The organism is Acuticoccus kandeliae (assembly GCF_003073115.1).
Window position 1 is genome coordinate 1680137 of sequence record NZ_QBBV01000001.1, and the last position, 25131, is coordinate 1705267.

The 25131-nt window shown below is 70.9% G+C and carries 22 protein-coding genes; 5 read left to right on the forward strand and 17 right to left on the reverse strand.

Translation table 11 applies throughout. The annotated features are described in order from the left end of the window. Positions 1-98: 98 nt before the first annotated feature. The gene (locus DBV35_RS07695) at positions 99-1694 is read right to left on the reverse strand and encodes an AMP-binding protein (RefSeq protein WP_108660613.1); all 1596 of its coding nucleotides are present in this window, start codon (positions 1692-1694) and stop codon (positions 99-101) included. A 177-nt stretch (positions 1695-1871) separates the two neighbouring features. Here DBV35_RS07695 and DBV35_RS07700 point away from each other — a divergent pair, with 177 nt between their 5' ends. From DBV35_RS07700 to DBV35_RS07710, 3 genes are all read left to right on the forward strand, one after another. Beyond that, positions 1872-2654, forward strand: a complete 783-nt coding sequence (locus DBV35_RS07700; RefSeq protein WP_108659587.1) for an enoyl-CoA hydratase/isomerase family protein — start codon at positions 1872-1874, stop codon at positions 2652-2654. A 96-nt stretch (positions 2655-2750) separates the two neighbouring features. After that, the gene (locus DBV35_RS07705) at positions 2751-4238 is read left to right on the forward strand and encodes an AMP-binding protein (protein ID WP_108659588.1); all 1488 of its coding nucleotides are present in this window, start codon (positions 2751-2753) and stop codon (positions 4236-4238) included. 48 nt (positions 4239-4286) lie between these two features. Next, positions 4287-5111 carry an IclR family transcriptional regulator gene (locus tag DBV35_RS07710; protein ID WP_108659589.1) on the forward strand — a complete coding sequence of 275 codons (825 nt, stop codon included), beginning with the start codon at positions 4287-4289 and terminating at the stop codon, positions 5109-5111. Positions 5112-5126: 15 nt separating this feature from the next. Here DBV35_RS07710 and DBV35_RS07715 read toward each other — a convergent pair whose 3' ends face one another. The 16 genes from DBV35_RS07715 to DBV35_RS07790 form a co-directional block, all read right to left on the reverse strand. After that, a complete protein-coding gene (locus DBV35_RS07715; RefSeq protein ID WP_108659590.1) occupies positions 5127-5924 on the reverse strand; it encodes an IclR family transcriptional regulator in 798 nt (265 codons plus the stop codon). Beyond that, entirely contained in the window at positions 5921-6865 is a 945-nt protein-coding gene (locus DBV35_RS07720; RefSeq protein WP_108659591.1) for a serine hydrolase, read from the reverse strand. Before DBV35_RS07720 ends, DBV35_RS07715 begins: the two co-directional genes overlap by 4 nt. Continuing rightward, entirely contained in the window at positions 6855-7754 is a 900-nt protein-coding gene (locus tag DBV35_RS07725) for a serine hydrolase (protein ID WP_157961626.1), read from the reverse strand. Before DBV35_RS07725 ends, DBV35_RS07720 begins: the two co-directional genes overlap by 11 nt. Before the next feature lie 5 nt (positions 7755-7759). Beyond that, positions 7760-9130 carry an MmgE/PrpD family protein gene (locus DBV35_RS07730; protein ID WP_157961627.1) on the reverse strand — a complete coding sequence of 457 codons (1371 nt, stop codon included), beginning with the start codon at positions 9128-9130 and terminating at the stop codon, positions 7760-7762. Beyond that, positions 9127-10176 (reverse strand): ABC transporter ATP-binding protein, encoded by a 1050-nt coding sequence (locus DBV35_RS07735; RefSeq protein ID WP_108659593.1) that lies wholly within the window; start codon positions 10174-10176, stop codon positions 9127-9129. The genes DBV35_RS07730 and DBV35_RS07735 overlap by 4 nt, the downstream gene beginning before the upstream one ends. Then, positions 10173-11165: an ABC transporter ATP-binding protein gene (locus DBV35_RS07740; protein WP_108659594.1), complete on the reverse strand. Its 993-nt coding sequence runs from the start codon at positions 11163-11165 to the stop codon at positions 10173-10175. The genes DBV35_RS07735 and DBV35_RS07740 overlap by 4 nt, the downstream gene beginning before the upstream one ends. Beyond that, positions 11162-12079, reverse strand: coding sequence for an ABC transporter permease (locus tag DBV35_RS07745; RefSeq protein WP_425428448.1), 918 nt, complete (start codon positions 12077-12079; stop codon positions 11162-11164). Before DBV35_RS07745 ends, DBV35_RS07740 begins: the two co-directional genes overlap by 4 nt. A 7-nt stretch (positions 12080-12086) precedes the next feature. Beyond that, positions 12087-13061, reverse strand: a complete 975-nt coding sequence (locus DBV35_RS07750) for an ABC transporter permease (RefSeq protein ID WP_108659595.1) — start codon at positions 13059-13061, stop codon at positions 12087-12089. A gap of 128 nt (positions 13062-13189) precedes the next feature. After that, complete coding sequence (locus DBV35_RS07755) at positions 13190-14773, reverse strand: ABC transporter substrate-binding protein (RefSeq protein ID WP_108659596.1); 1584 nt, start codon at positions 14771-14773, stop codon at positions 13190-13192. Positions 14774-15100: 327 nt separating this feature from the next. Continuing rightward, entirely contained in the window at positions 15101-17002 is a 1902-nt protein-coding gene (locus DBV35_RS07760) for a 3-hydroxybutyrate oligomer hydrolase family protein (protein WP_157961628.1), read from the reverse strand. 117 nt (positions 17003-17119) lie between these two features. Next, positions 17120-18070, reverse strand: coding sequence for a hypothetical protein (locus DBV35_RS07765; RefSeq protein WP_108659598.1), 951 nt, complete (start codon positions 18068-18070; stop codon positions 17120-17122). Next, complete coding sequence (locus DBV35_RS07770; RefSeq protein WP_108659599.1) at positions 18067-19341, reverse strand: NAD(P)/FAD-dependent oxidoreductase; 1275 nt, start codon at positions 19339-19341, stop codon at positions 18067-18069. The genes DBV35_RS07765 and DBV35_RS07770 overlap by 4 nt, the downstream gene beginning before the upstream one ends. A 17-nt stretch (positions 19342-19358) precedes the next feature. Further along, positions 19359-20525, reverse strand: a complete 1167-nt coding sequence (locus DBV35_RS07775) for an NAD(P)/FAD-dependent oxidoreductase (protein ID WP_108659600.1) — start codon at positions 20523-20525, stop codon at positions 19359-19361. Then, entirely contained in the window at positions 20522-21892 is a 1371-nt protein-coding gene (locus tag DBV35_RS07780; protein ID WP_108659601.1) for an FAD/NAD(P)-dependent oxidoreductase, read from the reverse strand. The genes DBV35_RS07775 and DBV35_RS07780 overlap by 4 nt, the downstream gene beginning before the upstream one ends. After that, entirely contained in the window at positions 21889-22185 is a 297-nt protein-coding gene (locus tag DBV35_RS07785) for a 2Fe-2S iron-sulfur cluster-binding protein (protein ID WP_205648502.1), read from the reverse strand. The genes DBV35_RS07780 and DBV35_RS07785 overlap by 4 nt, the downstream gene beginning before the upstream one ends. A gap of 130 nt (positions 22186-22315) precedes the next feature. Beyond that, a complete protein-coding gene (locus tag DBV35_RS07790) occupies positions 22316-23119 on the reverse strand; it encodes an IclR family transcriptional regulator (RefSeq protein WP_108659603.1) in 804 nt (267 codons plus the stop codon). Positions 23120-23216: 97 nt separating this feature from the next. On the opposite strand from DBV35_RS07790, the gene DBV35_RS07795 reads away from it, so the two are divergent. Next, the gene (locus tag DBV35_RS07795) at positions 23217-24002 is read left to right on the forward strand and encodes an enoyl-CoA hydratase/isomerase family protein (RefSeq protein WP_108659604.1); all 786 of its coding nucleotides are present in this window, start codon (positions 23217-23219) and stop codon (positions 24000-24002) included. A gap of 38 nt (positions 24003-24040) precedes the next feature. Beyond that, positions 24041-25102, forward strand: a complete 1062-nt coding sequence (locus DBV35_RS07800) for an ABC transporter substrate-binding protein (RefSeq protein ID WP_108659605.1) — start codon at positions 24041-24043, stop codon at positions 25100-25102. Positions 25103-25131: the final 29 nt, after the last annotated feature.

Below are 25131 nucleotides of genomic sequence, written 5' to 3' on the forward strand. Positions count from 1 at the left end.
GCGGTGCAATGCGGAGATAAAACCGGGTCGCAGGATGATTTCGGTGGGCCGGGCGTCGCCGGCGGGCGAGCGGCGATACCGCCCGCCCGGTGCGCGGCCTACCCCTTCGCGAGGCGGCCGATCTCGCGCTCGTAGTCGAAGCAGTCGTCGGTGGCGCGGGAGAGGCCGGCCTTGATGATGCGCTGGGTCGGGGTCTTGTCGAAGTCGGCGATCACGGCGAGGTAGCGGGGGACCTGGAAGTAGGGCAGATCCGCGCTGACGCGCTCGATCAGCGCCGCCGGGTCGATGGTGACGCCCTCGGCCGGCTTGACGAACATCTTGAGGTCGTCGTCCCCGAACGCGCTCTCGACGCCGATGAGCGCGCACTCCTCCACCTCGGGGAGCTGCTGGAAGACGCGCTCCACCTCCCAGGCGGAGATGTTCACCCCGCGCCGGCGCACGCTGTCCTTCAGGCGGCCCGCATAGGTGAGGTTCCCGGCCGCGTCGCGCCGCATCAGGTCGCCCGTTGAGAACCAGCCGTCCGTCACCATCTCCTCGACCGAGTTGGGGCGGCCGTCATAGCCGCGGAAGGCGAGGAGCGGGTGGAGCGGGTGCACGAGGAGCTCGCCGAGATCGGGCGGCTCGGGGGCGTCGTCGGAAACGGGGCGGAGGCGCGTCTCGTAGAAGGGAAGGGGCCGGCCGCACGAGCCGGTCGGCGTCGCGCCGTCGCTCACCGTCACGAAGGTGGTCATCTCGGAAAGGCCGTAGCCCTCCCGCATCGGGACGCCGGTGCGGGCGGTGAATTCCTCCGCGACCGCCTGCGAGCAGCCGCCTCCCCAGGCCATGCGCACCTTGTGGTCCCGCTCGGCCGGGCTCGGCGGGCGCGAGAGCACGATCGGCAGCACGCCGCCCAGATAGTGGATCAGCGTCACGCCATTCTCGCGCACGTCGGACCAGAAGCGGGACGCGCTGAACTGTGGGACCATCGCGAGCGTCAGCGGGCGCATTGCGGCCGCGATCAACACCGCGACGCCCGCGCCATGATAGAGCGGCTCCCAGTGGAGGAGCACGTCGCCGCGGTCGGCGTCCGTCAGAGCGAAGATGCCGAGGGGGCCTGCCCTCAGGCTGAGATCGGTCTTGAGGACGCCCTTCGGCTCGCCCGTGGTGCCCGAGCTCGGCGTGATCGCGATGATGTCGTCGGGCGCGACCTCGACCTCAGGCGCGCTGTCGGGCGCGGCGGCGAGGAGCGCGGCGAAGGGGCAGGCGGCGGTGCCGTCGCGCCAGACGATGTCGACCTCGGGGTGCTCGGCGAGCACCGGGGCGAGCGCCTCGCGATAGGCGATGTCGGCGATCAGTGCGCGCGGCGCGAAGCGGTCGAAGAGGAAAGCGAGCGCCGGTCCGCGCAGATTGACGTTCACAGGGATGCGCACCATCCCCGCCTTGGCGAGGCCGAAGATCGCGCCGACATGGTCGGGGTCGTTCGGCAGCATCAGCGCGACGCGCGTGCCGGGGCCGGCGTCGAGGCGCGCGGCGAGGCCGTTCGCGATCCGGTTCGAGTGGCGGTCCATCGCGTCGATCGTCCACGCGCGCCCGGCGAAGGTGCAGTAGACGTGCGCCGGATCGGTCTCGGCCCGATGGCGCCAGTGCCGCGCGATGGTGCGGGCGACGGACTGCGCGTCGAGGCCCGGAAGGTCCAGCTCGGCGGCGCGTTTCATCTCTGTCTGGGGCATATTCATACGCGATCGGCGATTGGCCGGGGCCGTCGAAACGGCGAGGCCGACGGGTCGCCGGCGAGTTGACACGGCTCTCTCCATATACAATTATCAAAATTGCATTGCAATTAATAATTCGGCCCAAGCCCTTGCGTGCCGGACCGGAACGGCAGTTCGACGATGACGCACATCCACATTTCCCACCCCTCGCCGCGGTGCGCGCAGGTGACGATCGCGCGCCCGGAACGGCGGAACGCGCTCGACGAGGCGGCCTGGCGCGATCTCGGCACGGCGTTCGAGACGCTGGGCGCCGATCCCGAGGTGCGTGCCATCGTGCTGGCGGGAACGGACGGCTCGTTCTGCGCGGGCGACGATATCCGCGCGTTCGCGGCGGTGCGGGACGATCCGCCGGCGCGGCTGCGCTATTGGAACACCATCATGCGCTGCTATGCGGCGGTCAGCGGGACCGGCAAGCCGGTGATCGCGGCGGTGGACGGGCCGTGCTTCGGCGGCGGCTGCACGATCGCGCTGCGCGCCGACTTCCGTATCGCCGGGGCGCGGGCGACGTTCGCGGTCCCGCCCGCCAAGCTCGGCCTCGTCTATCCGGCCGACAGCACCGCGCTCCTCGTCGACGCGGTGGGGACGGGGCTTGCGAAGTACATGCTCTATACCGGGGCGGTGGTCGCGGCCGGCCAGGCGATCGAGACCGGGCTCGCGATGCCTCCGGGTTCCTCCGGCGACCCGCTGGAACGGGCCCTCGCGCTCGCCGATGAATTGTCCCGCAGCGCGCCGATTTCCGTGCGCGCCGCGAAGCTCGCCTGCGACGGGATCGCGGCGGGCCGCCATGCCGAGATAGCCGAGGCCGTCGCCGCCCTGTCCGACCTTGCCGACAACAGCGAGGATTATCGCGAGGGCGTGCGCGCCTTCGTGGAGAAGCGCCCCCCGGTCTTCACCGGCGCCTGAGCCGACCGCCAGCGCCGCCGGGCGTCATCGCCCGGCCGGCATCGACGCGGCCCAGCCATCGGGCCGCCAGTTCCGTTGCAAGCGAGACCAACCGACATGCCGAACGTGTTCGACGCCCTGGCCGGAGCGGTGGAGGATCGGCAGCGCCCGTTCATCCTGCGCGACGACGCACCGGACATCACCTACGCCGCGATGCACGAGATCACGGCGCGGCAGGGCGGGACATTGCGTGCGGCCGGGGTCGGGGTCGGCGACGTCGTCGCGCTCCTGGTGGAGAAATCGGCCGAGGCGCTGATGCTCTATCTCGCGATCTCGCGGATCGGGGCGGTTGCGCTGCCGGTGCATGTGGGCCTTTCGCGCGCGGAGATCGACCTCATCCTGAGCGATGCCGCGCCGTCCCTCATCGTCTGCGATCCCGCCTTCGCTGAGGCGGTGGGCGGTATCGCGCCGGTGCTCACGCTCGATGCGAAGGCCGAGGGCACCTTCCGCGCGGCGTTCGACGGGGCCGAGCCCGTCCGCGACAGCGTCGACCTTCCGGCCGATGCCTGGAATGCGATCGTCTACACCTCGGGCACGACGGGGCGGCCCAAGGGGGCGATCATCGGGGTGGAGCAGGTCGTCTGGAACGTCACCGCGATCAGCACGACGTGGAAGATCGGCCCCGGCGACGTGCTCCTCCACCTCAACCTCATGGCCTACGGCATCTTCGCGACGATGCTGCCGGTCCTGGCGGCGGGCGGGGCCATCCGACTCGTGGCCGACTCCGCGATCGACACCATCCTCGCGAACCTGCCGCGCGTCACGATGATGGCGAGCGTGCCGACCGTCTATCACCGGCTCCTGCGCGAGGCGCGGTTCGACCGGGCGGCCTGCCGGTCGATGCGCCTCTTCATCACCGGCTCCGCGCCGATGCGCGAGGATCTCTTCAACGCCTTCCGCGAGCGGACGGGGCATGAGCTGCTCGACCGATACGGGATGACCGAGGCGCTGCTCATCAGCTCGAACCGGGTCGACGAGGCGCGCGCGCCCGGCAACAGCGGCTACGCGCTGCCCGACAGCCAGATCCGCATCCGCGACGGCGAGGGGCGGACGCTGCCGGCGACGGCCGTGGGCGGGATCGAGGTGCGCCAGCCCGCCCCGTTCATCGGCTATCTGAACCACCCCGAGAAGACGGCCGAGGCGTTCACCGAGGACGGCTGGCTGATCACCGGCGACTTCGGGCACCTCGACGAGCGGGGGCGGCTGACCGTCCTCGGGCGCGGGTTCGAGCTCATCATCACCGGGGGGCTCAACGTCTATCCGAAGGAGGTCGAGCTCGCGATCAACGCGATGCCCGGCGTCCTCGAAAGCGCCGTCATCGGCGTGCCCCATGCCGATTATGGCGAGGCCGTCGTCGCGGTGATCGAGCTCGACGGGCACGGCGCGGGCTTCTCGGCGGAGGCGGCGCGCAACTTGCTCCGCGCTTCGCTCGCTGGGTATAAGGTGCCCAAGCATTGGGAGATCGTGGAGCGACTTCCGCGCAACGCTCTCGGCAAGGTCAAGAAGCGCGAGCTCCAGGAGATGTTGCAGGCCCACTTCGCCTGAGCTCTGGCGGGCCGTCGCGGATGGCCGCGCCGCGCGAAAGGTGGGCACGTGGACCAGACGACGCTGGGCGGCAACGTCCGCAGTGAGCCGGAGCAGGACGATTCGGCCATCGATCCGCGCCTCTTCGTCGGGTCGGTGCAGAAGGCCATGCGCGTGCTGGAGGCGTTCGACCGCGACCATCGCACCATGTCGATCGCCGAGGTCGCGAGCCGCACCGGGCTCGGCCGCAGCGCGGCGCAGCGCTTCGTCTATACGCTCGAGAAGATCGGCTACCTCACCCGCACGCCGCAGACGCGCGAATACATGCTGTCCAATCGCGCCTTCCGCTTCGTCCAGTGCATCGTCGCGACCAACGTCGCCCTGTCCCGCTCGCTCCCGCTGCTCGCGCAGCTCGCCGAGTTCACCGGGGAGACGGTGAGCTGGGTCGAGCTCGACGGGGACGAGGTGGTGGTGATCCACGGCGTGCCGAGCCCGAACAGGACCGCGATCACGCTCCCCGTCGGCTCCCGCTTTCCGGCGCTGACCGCCTCCACCGGCCATCTCTTCCTGGCGGACCTGCCGCGCGAGAGGGTGCGGCGGATGTTCGACGCGGCGGCGCCGAAGACCCGTGCCCGGCTCGGCGGGATGGATTTCGACACCTACTACGCGCACGTCCTCGCGCGGCGGGAGGCCGGCTATTCGCTGACGGAGAAGGAGGTCGATGTCAGCTCGCTCTCCGTCTCCGTGCCGGTGCTCGATCTTCGGGGGCGCGTCACCGCCGGGATCAACGTCTCGGTTCTGAGGGAACGGACGCCCGTGGAGAAGATCCGCAGCGAGGTCCTGCCGCGCCTCACCGCGCTCGGCGAGACGGCGAGCAGCTTCGCGCTCGGCTGACCGGGGGCGTGCGGCTCAGCAGCGGATGAGCGCCGTCGCCTCCAGGAGCTGCCGCGCGAGGTCCTCCGCGCCAGGATCCGGATAGCGCGCCCGCAGCGCCGACACGTTGACCGCCCCAAGCGGCACCCCGCCGGGCCCGAGGATCGGGGCGGACAGCGACACGCTGAAAATGTCCTCGCTCTTCTCGGTCTGCGCGTAGCCGGCCGCGCGGATCCCCGCGAAATGGGCGACCATCTCATCACGCGTGCGCCAGCTCAGCCGCGCGAGGATGCGCGCATCGGCGCGGGCGTGGAGCGCCGTCGCCGTCTCCATCGGCAGGTGCGCGAGGATCGCCTGGCCGGAGGAGGACGGCAGCATCGGGAAGCGCTGGCCGACGCTGAGGGCGACGTGGGTGAAGTGGCGGCTCGGCAGCACCTTGAGGACGATGATCTCGTCGTCGCGGCGCTCGACCCAGGTGACGGTCTCCCCCGTCGCGGCGTTGAGGCATTCGAGCGCGGGCGCCACGCGGTCCGGCAGGCTGTCGCGGCCGAAGAGCTCGCCCGACAGATGGGCGAGCCTGGTGGAGACGCCATAGAGGCGGCCGGTGGCGTCCCGGTCGAGATAGCCGAGATGGTCGAGCGTGTAGACGAGCCGCTGCGCCGCGCTGCGTCCGAGCCCGGTGCGCTTCGCGATGTCGGCGATCGTCAGCCGCTCGCGGCTCCCGCCGAACGCCTCCAGCACGCGCATGACGCGGTCGACCGTGGAGACGAAGAGGCGCGGGTCTGGGCCGTCTTCCGCCGCGTCGTCGGGGAGGACGGGCTGGGGCGCGCTCATGGGCGGGGGGCCTCGGTGATGATGAAATAGTCGACCACCAGGCGTGCGACATCCGCGATCGCCCGGTTGCGCGTCGCCATGTCCCGCCGCGAGCCCATCACGAAGATGGCGAGCGCCAGCGTGCCGCGTCCGGCGGGGAGTTCCACGAAGCCGACATCCACCGCCGTCCCCGCACCGCTGCCGGTCTTCGTGGCGGTCGCGACGCCCTCGGGGAGGCGCGCGCCGATCCGGTCGCGCGTGCCGACCGTGCGCGTCATGGTGTCGGTGAGGACGGATGCGGCGGCCGGGCTCACGCCGTCGCGCGCGTGGAGGCGGCGCAGAAGCTCCAGCATCGCGCGGGGCTCGCACAGGTCCCGCTCGTCGTGGCGGAAGCGGGCGTCGGTCCGATTGCGCGCGTCGATCACCTCGTCCGGCATCTGGGCGAGATAGTCGACCATCGAGACGGTCGGCTCGGGCGGCGGGATGTCGTGCATGATGCACAGCGCCTCGCGCATCGTGAGGGTGCAGGCGAAATCGCCGATGCCCGCGCGCGCGACCCAGTCGGCGACCCCCGCCATCCCGCCCGCGACGCGGATGAGGACGTCGGTCGAGGTGTTGCAGCTGCGGGTGATCATGCCTTCGAGGTGATTGCGCACGGAGAGCGCGATACCGGGCGCGCGAAAAAGCTCGCCGAGCCCGCCCGGCCCCATCGGGTTCATCTCCGCGGGCCTCACCTCCACCAGCGTGTCGAGGGTGATCTCGCCCCGGTCGACGCGCTCGAGCACGCGGAGCGCGATCGGGAGCTTGATCGCGCTGCCGGGCGGAAAATGCCCCGCCTCGTTCATCAGGACGCGGCGGCCCGAGGCGAAGTGGAGGGCGGCGACGGCGAGGTCGCCGGCCGCGCCTTCGCCGAGACGGGCGAGTTCGGCAAGCAAGGACGGGAGGAACGGGTCAGCGGACATCGCGGCCGTCCCCGTCGCGCAGATGGTCCCAGCAGGCGCGTGAGAGTTCGGCGACCGCCCGGTTCGCCATCGCGTGCCCCGGCAGGCCGTCCGGCCTCTCCCAGGGGATGGCGCGGGTGAAGACGGCGAGGGTGTAGAGCGGCCGGCCGCCGTCGAAGACGATGCCGGCGTCCATCACGCCGTAGGTGCCGGTCCCGGTCTTGTTGGCGACGCGTGTGCCGGTGGGGAGGAGGCCGGGGATCCGCTCGCGCAGCCGCTGCCAGCCGAGGATGTCGATCGCGAGGCGGCAGAGCGCCGGGTCGAGGCCGATGCGCGCGGCCGCCGCCTCGCTGTCGCAGCCGTCGAGAAGCGCGGCGAGGAGGTGGACCTGGTCGGCGGCGGTGGTCTCGGCCACGAAGTCGAAGTCGGACCATTCGGGCATGTCGCGCGGCTGGACGATGCCGCGGATCGTGGTCCCCTCCATGCCGATCCGGCGTGCGTAGGCGTTGATCGCGTCGAGCCCGGTCGCCTCGCCGACGAGGCTCGTGCCCACATTGTCGCTGATGACGATCATGAGGACGATCGCATCACGCAGCGGCATCGTGAGGCCCGGCGTGAGGAAGGCGCAGAGGCCGGAGACGGGGCCCCCCTGGTGCTCGGCCGTCATCGTCATGGGCTGCATGAGGTCGAGCCGGCCCTCCTTCACGGCGGCGAGGGCGGCGGCCATGAAGAGGATCTTGCGCGTGCTTGCCGACGGGGTCGGCCGAGTCGCCTCACGCCCGATGCGGGCGCCGGTGGCGTTCTCCAGCATCTCGAAGCTGGTCTCGAAGGGCTGCGCGTCGCAGATCTCGGCGAGGCGGCGGGCGAGCGGGGCGAGGTCGTGCGGCCCCGTCTCGGCGGGTCGATCCATGGCGGTCATCGGGCTCGGGCGGTTTCGAAGAGGTGGCAGAGCGCGCCGGCAGGTTCGCTGCCGAGCGCCGCGACGGCGGCGAGGAGCGCGTCGGCGTCGGGGGTGGCGATCTGGGCGCGCACCTTGGCCGCGATGCCGGCATCGTCCGACGGGGCGCGGCGCTCGGTGGGCCGGGCGGCGGCGGCGTGGTGGACGGCGCCGTCGGCGGTGCGAAGGGTGAGGGCGGCGACGGACCCTCGCGCGCGGTCCTCGGCCGTGAGCGGCGACAGCGTGACCGTGTGGCGCAGGCGCCGGGCGGCGGGGTCGGCCGCCCATTCGGGGGCGAGCCAGGCCGGGCCGGGCGGCACGTCGAGGAGGACGACCGACAGGATGTGCGGCAGGCTGAACTGGCGCGCGACGAAGGTGCGCGGCGCGGGGTTCGCAAAGCGCGGCAGCCGCGTGTTGGCGGGGAGGCGGGCGTCGATGGACACCACGTCGGCGGCGGAGATGGGGTGGTCGGCGCGGATCGCGCCGAGGGCGTTGATCGCCCCGAACAGCATCCCGCAGCACGGCCACGCCTTGTAGAGGACGCGCGGCAGGAACCACTCAGTGCCGAGCCCCTCGCCGAGCCGCGCGGGGTCGCCCTCGGGCCGGCCGAGCATCGTGAAGAGGCCGCGGTCGCGGTCGAGGATGGCGGTGAGGCCGGTCGACCCCGAGGCGGCCATCAGCACGCCGGAGACGCCCGCGAGCGCGGCCCAGCCGGTGTCGCCATACTTGGTGTGGGGCAGGTCGATGGCGTCCGACCATTTGGCGCCGACGGGCACGGGTGTCGACCCGGCGGCGAGGGCGAACCCCTCGGCGGCGACCCGTTCGGGGAGGCGCAGGAGGTTCGCCGCGGCGCCCGCCGCCGCGAACACCACCGGCGCGGTGATGCCCCACACCGGGTCGAACATCTCCTCCCCGTCGACGAGGTGCATGTAGGGGCCGCTTGCGAGGGCGATGCGCGCGCCGGCCTCGAACCCGGCGACGATCGCGGCCAGAAGGTCCTCGCCGCTCGCGTTCACCGATGGCGCGAGCGCGAGGGCGGCCGCGACGGCGCCGCAGCCGAAATGGGCGCCGATGCAGCCATCATCATAGTCCATGACATCGCCGAGGCGGGCATAGAGGTAGGCGCGCGCGGCCGGTCCGTCGCCGAAGAGGGCGGCCGCGGCGGCGATGACGGGCCCAGCCTCGGTGGCGCGTGCAGCGACGATGCAGGCGGCCTGGTCGAGGAGGAGGCGGCGCGCCTCGGCGACGACGCCCGGCGGGATCGCATCGAAGCGCAGGGTCGCGATGTGGTCGATGAAGGCGGCCTCGGCCGGCGGCGGCTCGGTGAACCCGGTGGTGTGCACGTTCACGCGCCCATCCCGTCGTTCAGATGGCAGGCGCTGCGGTGGCCCGGCGCGATCTCCTTGAGGACCGGCACCTCGGTCCGGCACCGCTCGGTCGCGAACGGGCAGCGCGGGTGGAAGTGGCAGCCGGGCGGCGGGGCGAGCGGGCTCGGCAATTCGCCGGCGATGGTCTCGAACTCGCGCCGCTCGGTGTCGATCACAGGCACCTCGCGCAGGAGGCTCTGCGTGTAGGGGTGGTTGGCGCGCGAGAAGATCTCCTCGGTCGCGGCATCCTCCACCACGCGGCCGAGATACATGATCACCACGCGATCCGAGATGTGCCGCACGACGCCGAGATCGTGGCTGATGAAGAGGTAGGTGAGGCCGAGCGCCTCGTGGAGGTCCACGAAGAGGTTGATGACCTGCGCCTGGATGGAGACGTCGAGCGCGGCGATCGCCTCGTCGCAGACGAGGAGGTCCGGCCCGACCGCGAGCGCGCGGGCGATGCCGACGCGCTGGCGCTGGCCGCCGGAGAATTCGTGCGGCAGGCGGTCCTTCATCGCCGGGTCGAGGCCGACGCGCAGCATCTGCGCGTCGACATAGTCGTCGACCGATCCCTCGATAAGCCCGTGGAGGCGCGGCGCCTCGGCGATGATGTCGCGCACGGTGATGCGCGGGTTGAGGGAGGCCATCGGGTTCTGGAAGATCATCTGCACGGCGAGCTTGGCCTTCAGCCGCTCCGCCCCGCGCAGCGCCTGGCTGTCGCGCCCGTTCCACATCATCCGTCCGCGCGTCGGCGGCAGGAGGCCGGAGACGACGCGGCCGAGGGTGGACTTGCCGCAGCCCGATTCCCCGACGAGGCCGACGACCTCGCCCCGCCGGATCGACAGCGACACGTCGTTGACCGCCTGCACAGTCGGCTCCGGCCGCGCGAGGCCGACGCGATGCATCACGCGGGCGGTGATGTCGGGCTTCACGCCGAAGATGCGGGTGACGCCCTGCGCCTCCGCGATCGGCGGCGCGGCCTTGTCCGGCGCCGGGGCGAGGGCGTGGGCGGGACGGCCGGCGCTCATGGGGCGACCTCCAGCGCGGCCTTGGCGGCGATCGGATGGTGGCAGCGGAAGGCGCGATCGCCCTCGATGGTCGCGCCCGGGTCGGCCGCGCACGCCTCGTCCCGGCGCGCGCAGCGCGGGGAGAAGGCGCAGCCTTCGGGAAGGGCGAGCATGTTGGGCGGCGTGCCGGGGATCTGATGGAGGCGCGCGCCGCGGGCATTCTGGCTCGGCACCGAGTCGATCAGCCCGCGCGTGTAGGGGTGGCGCGGGTTGTGGACGACGTCGCGCACCGCGCCCGTCTCCACTATGCGGCCGGCGTACATGATCGCGATCCGGTCGGCGAGGCGCGAGACCACGGAGAGGTCGTGGCTGATCCAGATCATGGCGATATGGCGCTCGCGCATCAGCTTCTGGATCTGCCCGATGATCTGGGTCTGGATCGTGACGTCGAGCGCGGTGGTCGGCTCGTCCGCGATGATCAGCTCGGGGCTGTTGAGGAGGGCGATGGCGATCGCGACGCGCTGGCGCATTCCGCCTGAGAATTCGTGCGGATAGGCCCTCAGTCGCTCGTCCGGCGAGGGGATGCCGACGAGGCCGAGCATGTCGCGGGCGCGCGCCCTCGCCTCGGCCCGGCCGGTCTTGGCGTGGGCGTGGATCGCCTCGGTCATCTGCGTCTCGATGCGCAGGACCGGGTTCAGCGTCATCATCGGGTCCTGGTAGATCATCGCGATCCGCCGGCCCCGGATGTCGCGCATCTGCGCCTGGGTCAGCGTCGTCAGCTCGGTGCCCGCGAGATGGATCGAGCCCGCCTCGATCCGGCCGGGAAAAGGGAGCTGGTTCATGATCGAGAAGCCGAGCATCGATTTGCCGGACCCGCTCTCGCCGACGAGGCCCAGCGTCTGTCCGCGATGGACGTCGACCGAGACGTCGTTGACGGCGACGAGCCGCCCGTGCGCGGTCTCGAAGCTCGTCCTCAGCCGGTCGATCCTGAGGAGCGGGGCGCCGTTCACTTGGCGCCCTTGGGGTTCAGCACCTCGCGCAGGCGATCGCCGACGAGGTTGATGAGGACGACGGTGAGGACGAGCGCGACGCCCGGATAGAACGAGATCCAGTACTGGCCGGACAGCATGTACTGGTAGCCGTTGGCGATGAGGAGGCCGAGGCTCGGCTCCGTCACCGGCACGCCGAGGCCGAGGAAGGAGAGCGTCGCCTCAAGGCTGATCGCCCGCGCCACCTGCAGCGTCGCGATGACGATGAGCGCCGGCACGACGTTCGGCAGCATGTGGCGGAAGATGATGCGCCGGGTCGGCACCGCGAGGCACTCGGCCGCCTCCACATATTCCTTCTTCTTCTCCACGAGCGTCGCCCCCCGCGCCATGCGCGCGTAGGTCGCCCATTCGACGAGGATGATCGCGAGCACGACATTGAAGATCCCCTCGCCGAGGAAGGCGAGGATCATCAGCGCGACCAGGATCGTCGGGAACGAGAGCTGGAGGTCGACGAGGCGCATCACGAGACCCTCGATCCGCCCGCCTTTGTAGGCGACGAAGAGGCCGATCGAGCCGCCGATCGCGGCTGCCGCGAGCGCGGAGAGCACCCCGACGCCGAGCGAGATCTTCAGCCCGTAGATGATGGCCGAGAGCATGTCGCGGCCCTGATTGTCGGTGCCGAGATGGTAGATCATGCCGGTCGCCGACTCCGAGCCCGGCGGCAGCCGTCCGTCGAGGAAGTCGATGGAGGTGAGGTCGTAGGGGTTCTGCGGCGTGATCCAGGGCCCGGCGAGGGTGACGAGGACGAGGAGGGTGAGGCACGCGACGGAGATGCGCGCGGAGGTCTTGGCGAAGAATTGGCGGGCGAAGCGGGAGAGCCTCCGGCTGGAGGCGGGCCTGCGTACCGTGCGCACCGGATCGACGGTCATGCTCATCGCCGGGTCATCCTTGGCTGTTGATGCGGATCCGCGGGTCCAGCACCGTGTAAAGGAGGTCCACGATCAGGTTGACCGTGACGAACATGACGACGACGATCATGAGGTAGGCGACGATCACGGGCCGATCGAGCTTGTCGATGCTTTCGATGATCAGGCGTCCCATGCCGGGCCAGGAGAAGATCGTCTCCGTGACCACGGTGAAAGCGATGAGGGTCGCGAATTCGAGCCCGATCACCGTGACGAGCGTGATCATGATGTTGCGCAGGACGTGGACGAAGATGATCCGCCGCTCGCGCAGCCCCTTCGAGCGGGCGAACTGGACATATTCGAGCGGCAGAACCTCTTCGACGCCCGCGCGCGTGAGGCGCATGATGAACGTCGTCATGTAGATGCTGAGCGTCGCGACCGGCAGAGCGAGATGGGCGAGCCCGTCCGCGGTGAGGAACGACCACTCGATGCCGAAGACCTCCACCGTGTCGCCGCGCCCGGTCGCGGGGAACCAGCCGAGCTCCACCGAGAAGACCATGATGAGGAGGAGCCCGACCCAGAAGGAGGGGAGGGAGAAGCCGAGGATGCTCCCGCTCATCAGCGCCCGCGCGCCGAGGCTCTGCGGGCGAAGGCCGGCATAGAGGCCGAGCGGCACGCCGATCAGGATAGACACGATCATGGTGCAGAAGGCGAGCTCCAGCGTCGCCGGCATCCGCTTCAGGATCACGCTGATGGCGTTCTCGCCGTAGACGAAGCTCCGCCCGAAATCGCCGTTCAGGAGCCCGCCGAGGAAGTTGAAATATTGGATCGGCAGCGACCGATCGAGGCCGAAATCGCGCATGACGCGGAGGCGCTCTTCCTGGTTCGCCTCCTGGCTGACCAGGGTGGCGACCGGGTCGCCGATCACGTTGACGGCGAGGAAGATGATCACCGTCATCGCGAACAGGATGGCGACGGCCTGCACGATGCGGCGCGCGATCCACACGGTCATAGTGAGTGTCCTTTCATTGCGTCAGGCATCGACACCCCGCTCGCCGCGGGGGACGCCGGTGCGGGTGCCCGCCGTCCCCCTCAACGCTGCCGCTCGCGCCGGGCCGGGCCTCGGCCCGTGCGAGGGCTCTACTTCGCCGCGGGCTTCACCAGCCAGGCGAACGTCATCGCGTCCGGGCGCGGCGGATAGGTGAGGTCCGAGCGCATCGCCCACAGGTTCGTCAGGTGATAGAGCGGCAGGATGGCGTAGTCGTCCAGCGCCATGACCGTCGCTTCCTGGAGGAGCTTCTCGCGCGCAGCGCCGTCCATCGTCGCGATGGCTTCGTCGAGCTTGGCGTCGAAGGCGGGGTTCGAGTACTTGCCCCAGTTGTAGGTGCCGAGCGAATGCTCCGGGTCGGAGGTGCGCAGGAGCCCGGTGAGGCTGGTGCCGACCTCCATGGACGAGTTGCCCCAGCTGCCGAGATAGACCGGGATGAGCTGGCCGCCGGCCTCACGCGAATAGACGCTGGTCGGAACGCCGTTCACCGTGGTCTTGATCCCGATGCGGCTCCAGAGCTGGGCGATCGCCTGCGCGACCTCGACATTGTAGGGGACGCGGTCGTTGGCGGCCATCAGCGTCAGCGAGAAGCCGTCGCCGAAGCCGGCCTCCGCCATCAGCGCACGCGCCTTCTCCGGGTCGTATTCGGGGATCTTGTAGCCGGGCACGAAGGAGTAGATCCCCTCGGGCATCATCTGGCCGGTCACCGAGCCGGTGCCCTGCATGATGCGGTCGGCAAGGCCCTCGCGGTTGATGGCGAGCGACATCGCCTGACGCACGCGGATGTCGGTGAGGGGCGTCGGCTCGATCGGCGCGCCGTCCGGCCCGGTGACCTGGATGCCGGCCGGATCGATCGCCTGGATCGGGTTGATGAAGGCGAGGCGCAGCGCCGGGGCGGTGACGACGTTGACCTTCGGATCGTTCTTCAGCCGCTCGAGGTCGGTCGCCGCCGGCATCTCGACCACGTCGACATCGCCCGACAGGAGCGAGGTGGTGCGGGCCGCGACGTTCGAAAGGATGCGGAACTCGACCTCGGACCACGGCACCTCGCCGCCCCACCAATCGGTGTTCGCGGTCAGCTTAATCGATTCACCTGGGGTGAAGCTCACGAACTTGTAAGGACCGGTGCCGATCATGGCCTCGCCGGCATTGTACCTGTCCGGCCCCTTCCCCTCGTTCTCGGAGGGCACCATCGCGATGGCGGTGAAGGAGATCGGCAGGTTCGGGCTCGGCGCGGAGGTGGTGATCTTGACGGTGGTGTCGTCGACCGCGGTCACCTCAGAGACGGCGCTGATGAGGCTCGAGAAGCCGCCGACCGCGCCCGGCACGTTGTCGAGCCGGTTGAGGCTGTAGACGACGTCTTCCGCGCCGAAGGTCGAGCCGTCGTGGAAGGTCACGCCCTCACGCAGCTTCACCGTCCACTCGTTGTCGCCGACCGGCGTCCACGAGGTCGCGAGCCACGGCTCCACCGACCCGTCCGCGCCGAGGAAGGTCAGCGTGTCGAAGACGTGAAACGAGATCTCCTTGTTCGGGGTCGCATTGTAGAAGTGCGGGTCCATCGACGTCACGTCGGCCGACATGCCGATGGTGAGCTCTTCTGCGCTGGCGGGCAGCGCAACCAATAGCGCCGTCGCGGACATCGCAGACAGGAGAGAGTTCCGGCTCCACGGTCTCATGGTCTTTTCCTCGTTGGAACGACGCCCAGCCACGGAATTTTTAGGCCCGGGAAATCTGAGTGGCCAAGGATCGACTGATTGCTATTCAATTGCCGTAATTATTTTTCGACGTTCAGTTTCCCCTGTCAAGCGGCTCGCGACGAGTCTTCTTCGGCGTCGTGCATGGCCCGTGGTGCGTGCGAGCCCTGGCGTGCGGGCAGCCGATCGCGTCTCCCGCCGCGCGCTCCGGCGGCGGAAGATGGCCGCGCCTCGCGGCGCCGCCCTTTGCGGGATCACCGGAGCGGGGAGTTGGCGCTCCGGTGACGGATTTTCGGCCGCGCCGCCTCGCTATTGCGGGATCGTGAGGTGTCCGTTCTCCACGATGATGCGGTCGGCCGGGGCCGGGTCCATCGCGATCGGCGGCAGCACCGCCTCGCCGTTCTCGACGCGGGCGCGCACCACCTGGTGCGGCGGGAGCGGAGCGTCCTCGGTGAGGGTGTTCCACATCAGCTCCAGCGCGCGGATGTGGTAGAGGCCCCAGGGCACCATCGTCTCGCCGAATTTCAGGTACGGGTCCCCGTGCATGGCGTTCGGCAGGTCGATATAGCGAAGCCGGCTCGCCTCACCCTCCACGATGGAATTGAGGCCCACATAGGGGCGGGCGACCATGTCGGCGGGCAGCACCTCGTCGCCCGCGCCCTGGACGATGATGGTCGGCTTGCCGTGGAGGTCGCCGTCCATCAGGAGCCGCGCCACCGTGTTCACCACGCGCGGCGAGCGGGCGGCGTCGAGGAGGCACAGCGCGCCGTCGAGATTGTAGTCCGCGCGCCCGGTGCTCGCCGAGGTGGATCCCCGGCTCGAATGCGGGCCGGACGGGTCGGCATCGTTCAGGAGGTCGACGGCCTTGCGGTCGGGCTTGCCGGAGCGGGCGATGAAGCCGAGCTGCGCGGCGGTTTCCGGCGGGGTCGCGACGGACTTGCCCTCGCTGACGGCGCCGATCGAGTAGTTGCAAAGGTGCTCGGCGAGGGTGAAGCCGCCATATTGGGAGACGAGCCCGTAGGTGTAGAGCTCAAAGAGCGCGGTCGCGCCGAGGAAGGGCTCGATCGCGTCGGAGAAGCCGTATTCCGTGAGCTTCGCGAGTGCGTCGGCGGCCTGCGCCTCGGTCGTCTCGCCGGAGACGAGGCCCTTTTCGGCAAGGCCCGTGCAGCGGTCGGCGACGTTGGCGATCCAGCCGTGGGCCGGGTCGTCCGGCAGCGCGCCGAGGGCGCAGATCCGGTAGAGGTCGGCGACGGCGAAATAGTCCGCGAGGTTGCGCGCGGTGGCGCGTTTCGTCTCGCCGCCGGCGGTGATCGCGATCCGCTCGCTCGGGAAGGTCTGCGTCTGCGGGGCGCGCGCGACGACGCCGTCGATCAGCCCGTCAATGTCGCGCTCGGCCGCCTGGATCGCGCCCCCGCCGCCGCCCGAATGGCCCGTGGCGATCACCACCGTGTTGCCGGGATTGATCGGCGCGTCGTAGAGCCGGTCGAGGGTCTCGAAGCCGAAATGGAGCGCGTTGAGGAGCGCGTCGCCGGCATATTCCTCGTTGCTCCAGCCCGCGTTCGCCCACTTGTAGGCGACGCGATCGCCGAGGCCCGCCTCGCGCGCCGCCGCGATCTCGTCCGCGGCGAGGGTGAATTTCACCGGGGCGTTCCCCGCCGCGTCGACCGATGTCCCGTCGAGCGCGACGGCGCGGCCGGAGGCGAGGTCGAACGCGCCCGAGCCCGCGCCCTTGTCGGACCAGACGACCGCGCATCCGTGCATGAAGCCCCAGAAGCCGTGCCCATTCATCTCGACCAGCGGGTCCGAGGTGCCGGCGGTCGAAATGCCGACCATGCAGGGCGCTGCCGGGTCGAAACTGTCGGGCACCTGAAGGAGCGCGACCGACACGCCGGGGCCGGTACGCACCAGTGCGCGGAACTCGCGGCCCGCCGGCAGGACCGCGTCACGCTCCGCCTCCGTCGCGGGGTCGATGTTGGGGCCGTAGGTGCGCCCATAGCCGACCTCCGCCCGCCCGGAGGATTTCAGAAGCATCGTCTGAAGGTCCTCGGGGTCGGTGGGGTCGAGGTCGGCGTCGGCCGCGAGGCCCGCGATGCCGAGCCCGTTGGTAACGAGGTCGTCGGCCTGGCGCTCCAGAACGGGTCCGACGAAGATGTCGAGCGGATCGGCGAGCGCCGGGCCGGTCGCGATCGGCAGGATTGCCAGAAGTCGCAAGTGTTTCACCAAGTTGCCTTTCATGCTGCCGATCGGGGAGGAGGGTCGGCCCGGCGCGCGGAGGCGGCGCGGGGCGGATGGGCAAGGCGGAGGACGCGGCGTCGGCCGCGCCGGGGCTCAGGCGGGGTCGGCGAGATGGATGCCGGCGCCCTCTGCCGCGGCGCGCTCGCGCACGAGGCTCGCGCCGGCAAGGTCGCCGACGCCGTGGCCGCGGAAGACGAACATGCGGCGTTCGCCGGGCCGGGCGGCCGGGACGCCGTCGGTCACGATCGCGCCGAGATCGGCCGTGACCGTCCACGGGGGCGGGACGATCGGGTGCGCCGCCTCCTGCGCGAGATCGTCCGTGTAGAAGGCGTCGATCGCGCCGAGCGTCGCGGGGATGAAGGCCCGCCCGAGATCGGCTGCGGCGACGAACGCGCCCGCCGGCAGCGCCTCGGCCGACAGGAAGGGCGGCACGCCGGAGGGGACGGTGGTGACGAGGAGCGAGGAGGCCGCCACCACCTCGTCCGGGTCCGCCGTCACCGCGATGTCGACGCCGTGCGTCTCGCGCGCCCATGCCGCGAACGCATCGCGGCTCCCGCCGCGGCTCGTCGCGAGGATGCGCGTCACGTTCGGGAAGAGGGGGAGGAAGGCGGCGAGGTGGTGGCGCGCCTGGAGGCCGCAGCCGACGAAGCCGAGCGTGTGGGGCGCGGTGCGGTCGGCGAGGCGATCGGCCGCCGCCGCCGACATCGCCGCGGTCCGAAGCCCCGTCAGCACGTTGCCGGCCATCAGCGCGAGGGGGCGGCCGCTCGTGAAGTCGTTGACGACGAGGACGGCGTGGATCCCCGCGCCGGTCGATCCCGGCGGGGCGGGCGTCACGCCGACCCATTTGACGACGGCGATCCCGAGCGCCTCCGAGGCCGCGCACATCGACTGGAAGCGGTGCGTCGGCGTGATCTCGAGCGAGGTCTTCGGCTCCGCCACCACCGCGCCCGCGTGCCAGAGGCGGAAGGCCTCGGCCACCGTGCGGCGCATGTCGGCCGGGTCGATCGCGAGGCGCGCGATGGCGGCGTCGTCGAGGTGGATCATCGCGATCTCCTGGGGCCGAAACGGGCGAGGCTGTAGGGGGCGAGATCGTGGTTCGGCGGGCGGTCGCCGAGGAGGCCGGCCACGATCCGCGCGGTGCCGGGCGCGAGGCTGAGCCCGCTGTGCCCGTGGCCGAACGCGTAGAGGACGTCGCCGGAGCGGGTGGAGCGGTCGATGATCGGCAGGCCGTCCGGGGTGGAGGGGCGGTGCCCCATCCAGCGGTCGAGCCGGTCGGGGTCCGGGCGGCGCGGGATCGCGGGGTAGGCGCGGTGGAGATTGTCGAGGAGCACGTCGACCCGCCGCCAGTCGGGCGGGGCGGCGACGCTCGCGAGCTCCACCTGCCCGGCGACGCGAAGGCCCTCCGCGGTCGGCGTCAGTGCCATCTTGCCGTCGCCCGGCATCACCGGATGGCGCGGCATGTATTCCGGATCGCGCACGACGACGTGGTAGCCCCGCTCGCTTTCGAGCGGCACGCGGTCGCCGGCCGCGCGGGCGAGCGCCTTCGAGGCGATGCCGCTCGCGACCACGGCCCGGTCGGCCGCGACGTCGCCGGCGTCGGTCTTCACGGCGGCGAGGCGGTCCCCCTCGAACACGAAGCCTGTGGCGGTCGCCTCGACCCGGCGCGCGCCCCGCGCCTCGGCGAGGTCGCAGAAACGCGCGACGACCGTCCCCGGCTCGCCCGTATAGAGGCCGCCCGGGATGTGGGCGCCGAAGCGGTAGTCGGGGCCGAGCCCCGGCTCGTGCGCGCTGAGCGCCGCGCCGGTGAGCGTCTCGTGCGGGTAGCCATACTCCGCCCGCATCCGCCAGGAGAGAGCGTCGCCACGATAGTCCGCCTCGTCGCGATAGACGTAGGTGTGGCCGACATCGAGGAGGATGTCGCCGACGCCCGCGGGGCCCACCAAGGCCCGGTAGCGGTCGGCCGCGCCGGCGATGAGGACGTGCCGCGCGGCGGCGATGCGGGCGATGCGTTCCTCGGTCGCGCCGGAGGCGACGAACGCGAAGAGCCAGGGGGCGAGGCGCGGCAGGTGACGCCAGCGCACCGTCAGCGCGCCGCGCCGGTCGGCGAGCATGCCGGGAAGCTTCTTCCAGAGCCCCGGCGTCGCGACCGGCAGGAGGCTCGCCTCCAGCACCCAGCCGCCATTGCCGTAGCTCGCCGCCTGCCGCCCGCCCGGCGCGCCGGGGTCGATCAGGACGACGTCGAACCCGGCATCCAGGCATTCCAGCGCGGTCCAGGCGCCGATGATACCGGCGCCGATCACGGCGACTGTGGGCATTCTCTCTCCAGCTTCTGTCAGCCGCCGACCGCCTCGGCGTCGAACTCGCGGCGGAATTTCTCGCTGATCACCCGCTCACCCGCGAAGCGGCCGATCGAGAAGGCGGCGAGCGGCGTCGCCGTGGCGCCGTCGATGACGAGGTCCGCGATGCATGCCGCGACGCCCGGCGCGATCTGGAAGCCGTGGCCGCAGAAGCCGAAGGCGTGGATCAGGCCCGGCTGCGTGAGACTCTCGCCGATGACGGGGATCATGTCGGGGATGTAGGCCTCGATGCCGGACCACACGCGGATGATCTGGGCGTCGGAGAGGATCGGGATGCACCCGGCGAGGGCGGCCATGGTGGCAAGGGTCTTCCACGGCGGCACGGGCGCGCGGTTGGCGACAGGGTCGGCCTGGGTGCGCGGATAACCGGCGACGACCACGTTGCCGCGCGGGATCTGCCGCGCGATCACCGAGCCGTCGATCCGCTGCACGGTCGGGCGGATCGTGTAGGGGAGCGGCTCGGTGACAAACTGTGGCGGCCCGGCGGGGAGGACGGGGACGCTCTCCCCGAAGCGCTCGGCGAAGGCGACGCTCCAGGCCCCGGCTGCGTTGACGACATGGCCGGCGCTCAATGTGCCGGTGTCGAGCCGCACCTCGAAGCCGTCCCCCGCCGGATCGATCGCGCGGACCTCGGTGCGCTCCATCACGGTGACGCCGGCGGCGCGGGCGGCGCGCGCGACGGCGGGCGTCGCGAGGCGCGGGTTGGCGTTGGCGTCGCGCGCCGAATGGCTCGCGACGCGGATCTCGCGCGAGAGCCACGGGAAGCGGGTGAAGAGGGCGTCGCCTTCCAGGATCTCGACCGCGAGACCGTTCTCGCGGGAGATGTCGGCATAGTGGTGGAGGCCCTCGGCCTCCTCCTGCGTGACGGCGCAATAGAGGTGGCCGGAGCGGTCGTACTCGCAGCCCTCGCCGATCAGTTCGTTGAAGCGCTCCCACATCTCCTGCGCGCGCATCGAGAGCGGGTATTGGGCGGGGTAGCGGCCCTGGAGGCGCAGGCTGCCGAAATTCACCCCGCTCGACTGGGCGCCGACGACGCCCTTCTCGATGAGCGCGACGCGGCGCGAGCGGCGGGTGAGCTCCAGCGCGGTCCATGCGCCGATAAGGCCGCCGCCGACGACCACGACGTCGAACGTCCCGCTCACGCGGCGATGTCCGCGCGCGGCGCGGGTGTCGCGGCGCTGAGCGGGATCGGTTTCACCGGCGCCTGGCCGCGCAGCCGCCCGACCGCCGCGATCGGGCACCCGGCGTGAGCCGCGACGACCTCCGCGAAGGCAGGGCCGCAGACGCGGCCCTGGCAGCGCCCCATCCCCGTGCGGGTGATCGCCTTGACGCGGTTGAGGTCGAGCGGGCCGAGCTCGGCGGACATCGCCTCCCGCACCGCGCCGACGGTGACGTTCTCGCAGCGGCAGAGGACCGTGTCGCCGTCGAGCGCGGCGGCCTCGGCCACCGGCCAGGCGAAGGCGCGGCCGAGGCTCTTCTGGAAGCGGCGCAGGCGCGCGACGCGGCGGCGGAGCGGCGCGGCCGCCTCGCCCGTTTCCGTGCCGCGATCGGCGAGGAGGGCGAGAGCGGCGAGCCGGCCGCTCGCCTCCGCCGCGTCCGCGCCGCCGATCGCCGCGCCGTCGCCGGCGAGGTAGAGGCCCGGTCCCGCGCGCCCGTCTTGATCGGTGACGGGGAGGTGGAGGCGCGTCGCCGGGTCGAACGCCAGGTTCGCGCCGAGGAGTTCGGCGAGCTGCGTCTCGGGCTTCAGCCCGTAGCCGAGCGCCACGGCGTCGCATTCGATCCGCTGGACCCGGCCGCCACGCGCGATCTCGATCGCCTCGACATGGCCCGTCCCCGCGACTCGGACGGGCCGGACGCCGAAGGCGAGCGGGACGCCGCGGCGGGAGAGGGCGGAGAGATATTTGAGCCCGCGCCATGTGGTGCGCGGCGAGGCGGCGAACATCCCCGGCCCGGCGGCGAGCTTTGCGGCAAAGGGGGTCGTGTCGAAGATGCCGGCGATCTCTGCCCCGGCCTCGGCATATTGGAGGGCGGCGAGGGTGAGGAGGGGGGAGGAGCCCACGAAGGCGACGCGCCGGCCGATGAGGCACCCCTCTCCCTTCAGCGCGACCTGCGCGCCGCCGAGCGTGTAGACGCCGGGGAGCGTCCAGCCCGGAAGCGGCATCACGCGGTCCATGGCCCCGGTCGCGAGGATGATCGCCTCGGCGTCGAGCGCCACCGCGCGTCCTGCCGACAGGAGATGGAGGCGGCGGCCGTCGGCGGCCCAGACGAGGGTCTCGGGGCGGTAGTCGATCGCCGGGGCGAGGGCGGCGAAATCGGCGTGGAGGCGGGCATAGGCCGCCGCTTCCGTGCCCATGAGGGCGGCGGGGTCGAGGCCCGGCATGATCTCGCGGTGGCCCTGCCCGCCGGGGCGGCGGCTCTCGTCGAGAAGGACCGGGCGCACGCCATGCGCGGCGAGGGTCTCGGCCGCGCGGATCCCGGCGGGGCCGGCCCCGACGACGACGACGCTCATGCCTCGTCCTCTGCGAAGGGGCGGGGAACGGCGAGGGGCGCGTGGCCGTGGAGGGAGGCGGGCGTGCGGCGCACCATGAGCCCGTCGCGCACGAGGGTTGTGCAGGCGCGAAGGCGCGCCCCGTCCTCGGTCGAGACCATGCAGTCGTGGCAGGCGCCCATCAGGCAGAAGCCGGCGCGCGGGGCGCCCCCGAATTCGAGGCGGCGCAGGTCGGGTGCGACGGTCAGCATCGCCGCGAGCAGGCTGTCGCCCTCGCGCGCCTCAACCGGCGACCCGTCGACGGTGATGGTCACGGTCCGCCCAGGGCGCGACGCCACCCGAACAAACTGAGCCAATCCCCGCTCCATGTTTATTGCAATGCAATATTCCTTATTGAAGCGTGCGCTTCTGTCGTCCCGCTGTCAATCGCCTCCGGTGGCGCGATCAGGTCCGCGAGATGGCGCGGGCGGCGTCGAGCAGCATCGTCGCGAACTTCGGGACGATCTGGTCGGGTCGGTATCGCGAGTAGGAGACGGCGATGTTGATCGCCCCTTCCGGCCGCCTCTTCTCGTCGAGGATGGGGACCGCGATCGAGGCGTCGCCGCGGTAAAGCTCCTCGAAGGAGGTCGCGTAGCCTTGCTGGGCGGAGAGGCGGATCTTGTCGATCAGCGCGTCGCGATCGACCGTCGTGTAGGGCGTGTGGGCGACGATGTCGCTGCGGTCGAGGATGTCGACCGCCTCATCCTCCGGCAGGCGCGAAAGCATCGCGATCCCGGGGGCGGAGCAATAGGCCGGCATTCGCGAGCCGACGATCACGTCCGTGCTCAGCACGTTGCGGCTGACGAGGCGGGCGAGGAAGAGGACGTTGGCCCCCTCGAGCATCGTCAGGTTGACGGTTTCTTCCGTCTCCTTGCTGATGTGCATGAGGTAGGGCATCGCCGTTGCCACAATACGTTCCCCGGACAGGAAGTTGTAGCCGAGGCGCATGGCCTTGGAGGTCAGCTTGAAGCGCTTGGTCTTGCCGTCCTTCACGAGGTAGCCGAGGCGCGTCAGCGTGTGGGTGAAGCGCTGGGCGGCGCTCACATCGAGCCCCGTCGCGACCGCCACCTCAGAGAGGCTCATCACCGAATGGGTCCCCTCGAACGCCTCGAGGACGCGGAACGCCTTTTCGACGGACTGCACCGCGAGCGGGTCGCGGGCCGGCGCGCCGCCATCCTTCGCGCCCTTCGTAGATCCCTTGCCCGCCATCTGACCCCTCTGCCGAAAAAACCGGATTGACACGACCTGACGATCGCGTGACCATTTAATAACAACTATCGCATTGCAATAAAAGGCGAGTGACGCAATGGCCGAGTTCATCCTCAAAGAAATCGTCGGCCCGGTCGGGATCATCACCCTCAACCGGCCCGAGGTGCTGAACGCGTGGAACGCGCCGATGCGCACGGACCTCGTCGCGACCCTCCAGGCGATGGACGCCGACGACGCGATCCGCGCCATCGTCCTCACCGGTGCCGGCGACCGCGCATTCGGCGCCGGGCAGGACCTCAACGAGACGAAGACGTTCGACGCCGACCGCGCCGAGGCGTGGATGGCGGAGTGGGACGCGCTCTATTCCACGATTCGCGGCCTCTCGAAGCCGATCGTCGCCGCCCTCAACGGCGTCGCGGCCGGCTCGGCCTTCCAGGTCGCGCTCCTGTGCGACCTGCGCGTCGGCCACGAGGGCACGACCATGGGCCAGCCCGAGCTGAAGTCGGGCATCGCCTCGGTCACCGGCCCCTGGATCATGCGCGAGCATATCGGCCTTGCCCGCACCATCGACCTCACCCTCACCGGGCGGATGATGGACGCACAGGAGTGCATGGCGGTCGGTGTCCTCAGCCGTCTCGTCCCCAAGGACAAGCTGATGGAGGAGACGATCGCGCTCGCGAACGAGCTCGCCAAGATGCCGCCGAACGCAATGCGCCTCACCCGCCAGCGCTTCCGCGAGGTCACCGAGCCGCTCTTCCGCGACACGCTCGCGGCCGGCGTGCGCATCCAGCGCGAAGCCTACGCCACCGGCGAGCCGGGGCGGATGATGGAACAGTTCCTCGCCGAGCGCGCCGCCCGCAAGGCCGCACGCGGGGCGGCGTAACAGAAGAAACCGGACGACCGAACCAGGAAGGAGTGACAATGCAGAAGTTCGCACCTCATCGCCGCCGCGTCCTGCAGCTGACGGCTGGCGCTGCCGCCGTCGGCCTAGCTTCGCCGGCCCTCATCGGCCGCGCGCGCGCCGCCGGCTCGATCACCGTCGCCGATCCCGGCGGCCCGTTCCGTGAAGCCTTCTCGACGGCCTTCTATCGCCCGTTCGAAGAGGCGACGGGGAACACGGTCATCAACGTCGCGCGCGACGCGGAGCCGACCGCCCAGTTCAAGGCTATCGTCGAGACCGGCAGCTACACCTGGGACGTGTGCACGCTGACCATCTCCGCGCGCGACATCCTCGCCGCGCAGGACCTCCTCGATCCGATCGGCTTCAGCCACGACGACGTGCCGGATCTGATGCCGGAGGCCATCAACGAATTCTGGATGGGCACGGACGTCTACTCCACCATCAAGGCCTTCCGCACCGACATCCTCGACAAGGGGCCCTCCACCTGGGCCGAGTTCTGGGACGTCGAGGCGTTCCCGGGCGTGCGCTCGCTGCGTCAGAACCCGATCGACACGCTCGAGCAGGCGCTGATGGCCGACGGCGTCGCCCCGGCCGACCTCTACCCGCTCGACGTCGACCGCGCCTTCGCGAGCCTCGACAAGATCAAGAAGCACATCGCCGTGTGGTGGTCGTCGGGCGCGCAGTCGACGCAGCTCATCCAGAGCGGTGAAGTCGACATGATCCCCGGCTGGAACGCGCGCCTCCAGGCCGCGATCGACGGCGGCGCCCCGGTGGCGCTCGACTGGACCGAGGGCCTCTACAGCATCGAGGGCTGGGGCCTGCCGAAGGGTGGCCCGCGCGCCGATCTCGCCCGCGAGTTCGTCCGCTTCTGCTCCGATCCGGAACGTCAGGCCGCCTATACGAGCGTCCTCTCCTACGGCCCGACCAACCTCAAGGCCTATGAACACATCGACGCGGAGCGGGCGAAGATCCTCCCGACCTCGCCGAACAACCTGTCGAAGATGGTGATCGCCAACTCCGACTGGTGGGCCGAGAACCGGGCCGAGGTGTCCGAGCGCTTCAACACCTGGCTCCTGTCCTGATCCGGATCGCCTGACCAGACTCGCTCAGA

Coding starts and splice junctions, on each gene's coding strand:
- DBV35_RS07705 (WP_108659588.1), top strand. CDS start 2,751: ATGCCGAACGTGTTCGACGCCCTGGCCGGAGCGGTGGAGGATCGGCAG.
- DBV35_RS07750 (WP_108659595.1), bottom strand. CDS start 13,061: ATGACCGTGTGGATCGCGCGCCGCATCGTGCAGGCCGTCGCCATCCTG.
- DBV35_RS07770 (WP_108659599.1), bottom strand. CDS start 19,341: ATGCCCACAGTCGCCGTGATCGGCGCCGGTATCATCGGCGCCTGGACC.
- DBV35_RS07745 (WP_425428448.1), bottom strand. CDS start 12,079: ATGAGCATGACCGTCGATCCGGTGCGCACGGTACGCAGGCCCGCCTCC.
- DBV35_RS07715 (WP_108659590.1), bottom strand. CDS start 5,924: ATGAGCGCGCCCCAGCCCGTCCTCCCCGACGACGCGGCGGAAGACGGC.
- DBV35_RS07755 (WP_108659596.1), bottom strand. CDS start 14,773: ATGAGACCGTGGAGCCGGAACTCTCTCCTGTCTGCGATGTCCGCGACG.
- DBV35_RS07765 (WP_108659598.1), bottom strand. CDS start 18,070: ATGATCCACCTCGACGACGCCGCCATCGCGCGCCTCGCGATCGACCCG.
- DBV35_RS07695 (WP_108660613.1), bottom strand. CDS start 1,694: ATGAAACGCGCCGCCGAGCTGGACCTTCCGGGCCTCGACGCGCAGTCC.
- DBV35_RS07800 (WP_108659605.1), top strand. CDS start 24,041: ATGCAGAAGTTCGCACCTCATCGCCGCCGCGTCCTGCAGCTGACGGCT.
- DBV35_RS07795 (WP_108659604.1), top strand. CDS start 23,217: ATGGCCGAGTTCATCCTCAAAGAAATCGTCGGCCCGGTCGGGATCATC.
- DBV35_RS07780 (WP_108659601.1), bottom strand. CDS start 21,892: ATGAGCGTCGTCGTCGTCGGGGCCGGCCCCGCCGGGATCCGCGCGGCC.
- DBV35_RS07725 (WP_157961626.1), bottom strand. CDS start 7,754: ATGGATCGACCCGCCGAGACGGGGCCGCACGACCTCGCCCCGCTCGCC.
- DBV35_RS07720 (WP_108659591.1), bottom strand. CDS start 6,865: ATGTCCGCTGACCCGTTCCTCCCGTCCTTGCTTGCCGAACTCGCCCGT.
- DBV35_RS07790 (WP_108659603.1), bottom strand. CDS start 23,119: ATGGCGGGCAAGGGATCTACGAAGGGCGCGAAGGATGGCGGCGCGCCG.
- DBV35_RS07700 (WP_108659587.1), top strand. CDS start 1,872: ATGACGCACATCCACATTTCCCACCCCTCGCCGCGGTGCGCGCAGGTG.
- DBV35_RS07735 (WP_108659593.1), bottom strand. CDS start 10,176: ATGAGCGCCGGCCGTCCCGCCCACGCCCTCGCCCCGGCGCCGGACAAG.